Below are 5,002 nucleotides of genomic sequence, written 5' to 3'. Positions count from 1 at the left end.
GAGATCATCCAGAGCCGCCAGCTGAATCAGAAGGGTGCAGACGTCATAGAAAAACAACTCCGGTTCGAGTTCGTGGACACCCTGAACTCCATGGTGATCGGGTGGGCCATCAACAGCTCCATGATCATCCTTGCCGCAGCGACGTTCTTTGCCGGCAAAATCGCCGTCACGGAACTTGGACAGGCTCAAGCCATCTTGCAGCCGATGCTGGGCCGGGCGGCCGCTGTCGTCTTCGGTGGAGCACTGCTCATGGCCGGCCTTTCATCTTCAGTTACTGCGGGCATGGCAGGCGGCAGTATTGTTGCAGGCATGTCCGGGGAGCCTTATGATCCGTCGGACAACCACACACGGCTGGGCATCATCATGACATTGCTTGGAGCTCTGCTGATTGCGCTCGTGATCACCAACCCGTTCAAGACCCTGATCTTCAGCCAGATAGCACTCTCTATTCAGCTGCCGTGGACGATCGTCCTGCAGATCCTGCTCACCTCCAACCCGCGCGTGATGGGGAAGTACGCAAACAACACACCCGACCGCGTTTTCCTGTGGACGACGACTGTCGTCGTCAGTGGTCTCAACGTCCTTCTCCTGGTCGACACGCTTCGCAATCTTCTTCGTTAGCGGCGGAACGGGCAGGTCACATTCTCGCGCTCTTGACAAGACGCCCGGCTTGGCTTTAATGAACTTGGCAGAAGGGAAGGGCACCTCTTATCTGGCCATCCCAAGTCGGACCACATGGGAAGTAAGGAGTTGTATTATGACAGACTCGAAAGCAGTAGCACGGTGGAGAAGACAGATTGCCGTTGTTTTGGCCATCATCGTGGCGACAGCTTCCTCGGTGGTCTTCTCTCCCGCTCCACGCGTCAGCGCTGCGACGTACAACCCTCTCAAGGCCATCCAGTATGCCAACCAGTGGTGGAACAAGCGCAATCCCAAATTCCAGAGCTACGGCGTCGGTGATTGTGCCAACTTTGTTTCACAGTGCCTTATTGCAGGTGGACTCAACCTGCGGGCAAGTTCTTCGGCTAACAGGAGCGGAAGCATTGGGGAGTGCGTGAACCTGGACGTTTTCCTGACAAAAACCCTCAAAGCCACTGTCTGGAAGACGTCCTCGAGGTCGCGCGCACCGACTGGTCTGCAACTTGGTGATGTCGCCATTTTCGGCAACTGGCTGGGTCTGCGTCACGCGGTCATTGTCTCGGCCAAACAATCGAACGGCCAACCCCTTTTCACCGCCCACACCTTTGACCGGAAGAATACAACCCTCGGCTGGTTATTCAGCGCCTGGACATATGTGAAGTACTACCACATCGTCAAGGGACCGATCACGGTCGCGGTGGCTTCCAAGCCCGCGGCCTCTGCAAAAACAGCTGTTGTGACTCCTAAACCTGCAGTTTCTGCAAAGACGGCCGTTGTAGCGGAGCCTGCCGTGACGTCAAGAAGTTCAGTTCACGCCGCTGTTCTCGACCCTCAACTCGAATCAGTCAAGCCCGCAAGTCTCGTCACAACGCTGGCCCCATCATTGGTAATGTTCACGTCGGCAGTGCTGAACGGAGTCATCAAACCTGATAGTCAGCTGGTTCTCTGGTTCTTCGAATATGGCGTTTCAGAAACCTATGGCTTCGCCACCAACAAGCAGGGACCGCTCCTCGGAAACATGACCAATGATATTCATTTTGCAGTCACGGGACTCCAGCCGGATACACTGTATCACACGCGTCTGGTGGGAGTTGCCCTGGACGGCCGCCTCACGGCAGGACCGGACACCACGTTCCGGACCGCAGCGACTCAGCCAGCAGCAGCCACAGTCGGAGACTGACAGCAGGCCGGAAGTAGTGATCTGCTGCTGTTCACGATTCTGCGTTGTATTTCCTGCCTCCGAAGTACACTGACAGTCGACGCCCCACCGCGACGGAAGACGTGGGGAATGCCTGGGGAGGCGATGGCACTATGACAGCGCGAACGTTTACTATTCACAACAAGAGTGGATTACATGCACGTCCTGCTACGTTATTCGTTCAGACAGCGGGGCACTTCAAGTCAACAAAGATCAAGGTCACCCGTGAGGGCCGTACAGTAGATGCCAAGAGTATCCTCGGCGTGCTTTCCCTGGGCGCTGGCAAGGACTCTGTCATCCAGGTGGAGGCTGAAGGAACCGAAGAGACCGCAGCCCTGGATGCTCTGGAGACGCTGCTGACAACCACCATCGGTGAAGAAGAATGAGCACTCTCAAAGGCATAGCTGCGTCAGCAGGCATCGCTATCGGCCGAGTGTACATCTACCGCCCGGATAACGTCGTGCTGGATCTCGAATCTCACGACTCGATCTCCGCCGAGGAGAAACTCAAGGCGATCAGTCTGGCAAACGAGAGCGTCCATCGTCAGGTCGAGGCACTGCACGCACGCATGGAAGAACAGGGCAAGAGCAAGGAAGCCGAGATCTTCTCCGCGTATCAGATGTTCCTGGACGACCCGACCCTGCAGGAGGCCATGGAACGATATGCACGGGAAGGATACAGCCCCGCAGCAACCGTACGCCGTGCCTATGAGGATAGTGCCCAGCTTATGGACAACCTGGCCGACGCCTACTTCCGTGAGCGGGCCAAAGATATCCGGGATGTCGGGGATCGTGTGGTCCGCGCCCTCCTGGGAATGCCCAAGGCCGACCTGCGCGCCCTGCCGTACCCGGCGATCGTCGTTGCCCGTGACCTTGCTCCGGCGGATACCGCGTCTGTCGACCGCGAGAAGGTGCTGGGCTTTGTGACAGAGCAGGGAAGTACAACAAGCCATACCGCTATCCTTGCTCAGGCGCTCGGCATTCCCGCCGTCGTCGGTCTGGGCACGGCGCTCGCAGGCATCAACGAACATGCACGGCTGGGCGTCGACGGAGCCGCCGGGACGGTTGTTCTGGACCCCACGCCCGAGGAACGTACAGCCCTCGAAGAGCGCGCCCGCGCCCTTGCAGCAGAACAGGAGCTCCTGACCAAGTACAAGGACAAGGAAGTGGTGCTCGGGAACGGCAAACATATCGAGGTTTCTGCCAACATCGGCGGCCCTGCTGATGTCGCCACCGCCCTGCGCTTCGGCGCTGACGGAGTCGGTCTGTATCGCACTGAGTTCCTGTTCCTCGACCGGGACAGCCCACCGACAGAGGACGAGCAGGTCGAAGCATACCGTTCTGTTCTCGCTGCGTTTGGCACCAAACCCGTCATCATCCGCACCCTGGATATCGGAGGGGACAAGCAGATATCCTACCTGCACCTTCCCGCCGAGGCCAACCCGTTCCTCGGCGTGCGCGCGACCCGTCTTGGCCTGCGCAGACCAACATTGTTCAAGACTCAGTTGCGCGCCATTCTGCGGGCGAGCACGGCCGGCAAGACGCGGATCATGTACCCAATGATCGCTGTCGCCGAGGAGATCGAACAAGCCAATCTTCTGCTCGAGAGCGTGCGCAAGGAACTGGACGCAGAAGGAATCGCGTATGACCACGACCTCGAGGTCGGCATCATGGTCGAGATTCCGTCTGCCGCGCTCGATGCAGAGCGTCTTGCCGACAGAGTCGACTTCTTCTCCATCGGAACGAACGACCTGACACAGTACACCTTTGCCGCCGATCGAACGAACCGCGACCTCAACTATCTATACCAGCCACTCCACCCGGCCGTGCTATCACTCATCCGCATGACGGTTGAGGCAGCGCACGCCCATGGCAAATGGGTGGGCGTCTGTGGTGAATTGGCGGGGGACCCGCAGGCAATCCCTGTTCTTATCGCCATGGGCGTCGACGAACTGTCGATGTCGTCCGCGAAGATCCCGCGCGCTAAGCAGATCATCCTTTCGCTCTAGCGCACTCTCATCTCATTGAACAACAACCGGCCCCGTTCAAAGATGGGGCCGGTTCTGCTACTGCCGTGAAACAATGGGGAACGACCCCGCTTCTGCTACACCCGGGCGACGAAGAAGACGCGGGGCTCGGACTCCGGATCGGCAAGAGGTACCGTCAGGTCTGCGGCACGCGCCTGGTAGACTGCACTGAACCCGACCTCCAGCAGCGCGGTGGTCACCTCTCGCACCGGCCACGCGTTTTCCACGAATGTCTCGTCGAAGCGAAGCCAGCTGTCCGACTCCTGCCGGACAAATCCGGAGATCTTGATGCGTCCCTGACGTTTGCCTTCGTCGTACATGCCACGGTTGATGACCATTGCATCCAGAGCGTCCTCCACAGTCATATTGTTCCAACGTCGCAGTCCCATCACCGTATTGAGGTCGAACACAAACAGTCCTCCAGGCAGCAGGCATTGGTGCACACACGCGAAACAGGACAGCAAGGTGTCGATGCCGGACAGGTGGTTGAGGGCGTCGAACGTCGACACCGCAAGCCCAAACCGCGAGGACAGCGAGAAGTCGGCCGCGTCACCCTGGACGAGAGACACCTCGCCAGAGGATACGAACGAAGCGCAATTGACGCGCGCATGGACCAGCATGGGTTCCGAATTGTCCAAACCTGTCACGATGTACCCCGCCTGCAGGAACTGCAGCGCCAGCTGCCCAGTGCCACAGCAGACGTCGAGCAGCGACCGCTCACCCCGGGGACAGATCTGCTCATACAAGGTCCGCAGCCTCGGCCCGATCAGCGTCACGAACCCGGTCCATCGTTGATTGTATGCCTGTGCAAATGGTACCGTGTAGGACGACTCCATACAAACCTCCCACCAGTGCGCTTTTAGTCAATCTAGCACCAGCACGTCCTGCGGTCAACAACGTTGAAAACCATATATCTTGCCCTTTCGTCCGAATCGCATAGAATATTCCGCATTACCAGATTGGCAAGGACAAGGTCCGGTGGAAAACATGAAACGAACAATGAAAGCAGTTCTTGTTGCAGTGATGATCCTAGCAGCACTGACCAGCATCATGCCTTCAGCGAAGGCCGTCTCGCGTTCCCCGGATATGGCGAAGTCACTTCCATCAATACGTATTGCCCTCGTTCGCCTTGAGGACGT

The 5,002-nt window shown here is 58.2% G+C and carries 5 protein-coding genes; 4 read left to right on the top strand and 1 reads right to left on the bottom strand.

Going from position 1 to position 5,002, the window contains the following annotated elements; genetic code table 11:
• The 4 genes from SMC5_RS07385 to ptsP form a co-directional block, all read left to right on the top strand.
• Window positions 1–621: NRAMP family divalent metal transporter (locus tag SMC5_RS07385; RefSeq protein ID WP_165849018.1), on the top strand; the 621-nt coding region annotated here is incomplete at its 5' end.
• 136 nt (window positions 622–757) lie between these two features.
• Complete coding sequence (locus SMC5_RS07380; protein ID WP_165846316.1) at window positions 758–1,819, top strand: amidase domain-containing protein; 1,062 nt, start codon at window positions 758–760, stop codon at window positions 1,817–1,819.
• Between the two features lie 131 nt (window positions 1,820–1,950).
• Window positions 1,951–2,223: an HPr family phosphocarrier protein gene (locus tag SMC5_RS07375; RefSeq protein WP_119120192.1), complete on the top strand. Its 273-nt coding sequence runs from the start codon at window positions 1,951–1,953 to the stop codon at window positions 2,221–2,223.
• Window positions 2,220–3,845: a phosphoenolpyruvate--protein phosphotransferase gene (gene ptsP, locus SMC5_RS07370; RefSeq protein ID WP_119120191.1), complete on the top strand. Its 1,626-nt coding sequence runs from the start codon at window positions 2,220–2,222 to the stop codon at window positions 3,843–3,845. The genes SMC5_RS07375 and ptsP overlap by 4 nt, the downstream gene beginning before the upstream one ends.
• Before the next feature lie 95 nt (window positions 3,846–3,940).
• Here the strand turns inward: ptsP and SMC5_RS07365 are convergent, their stop codons facing one another.
• Window positions 3,941–4,699 (bottom strand): class I SAM-dependent DNA methyltransferase, encoded by a 759-nt coding sequence (locus SMC5_RS07365; protein WP_119120190.1) that lies wholly within the window; start codon window positions 4,697–4,699, stop codon window positions 3,941–3,943.
• Window positions 4,700–5,002: the final 303 nt, after the last annotated feature.

The organism is Candidatus Cryosericum odellii (assembly GCF_003570935.1).
Lineage (GTDB): Bacteria > Caldisericota > Caldisericia > Cryosericales > Cryosericaceae > Cryosericum > Cryosericum odellii.
Note: the sequence above shows the minus strand (reverse complement) of the source record. Positions and strands in the feature narration are given on the sequence as shown.

Coding starts and splice junctions, on each gene's coding strand:
- SMC5_RS07365 (WP_119120190.1), bottom strand. CDS start 4,699: ATGGAGTCGTCCTACACGGTACCATTTGCACAGGCATACAATCAACGA.
- ptsP (WP_119120191.1), top strand. CDS start 2,220: ATGAGCACTCTCAAAGGCATAGCTGCGTCAGCAGGCATCGCTATCGGC.
- SMC5_RS07380 (WP_165846316.1), top strand. CDS start 758: ATGACAGACTCGAAAGCAGTAGCACGGTGGAGAAGACAGATTGCCGTT.
- SMC5_RS07375 (WP_119120192.1), top strand. CDS start 1,951: ATGACAGCGCGAACGTTTACTATTCACAACAAGAGTGGATTACATGCA.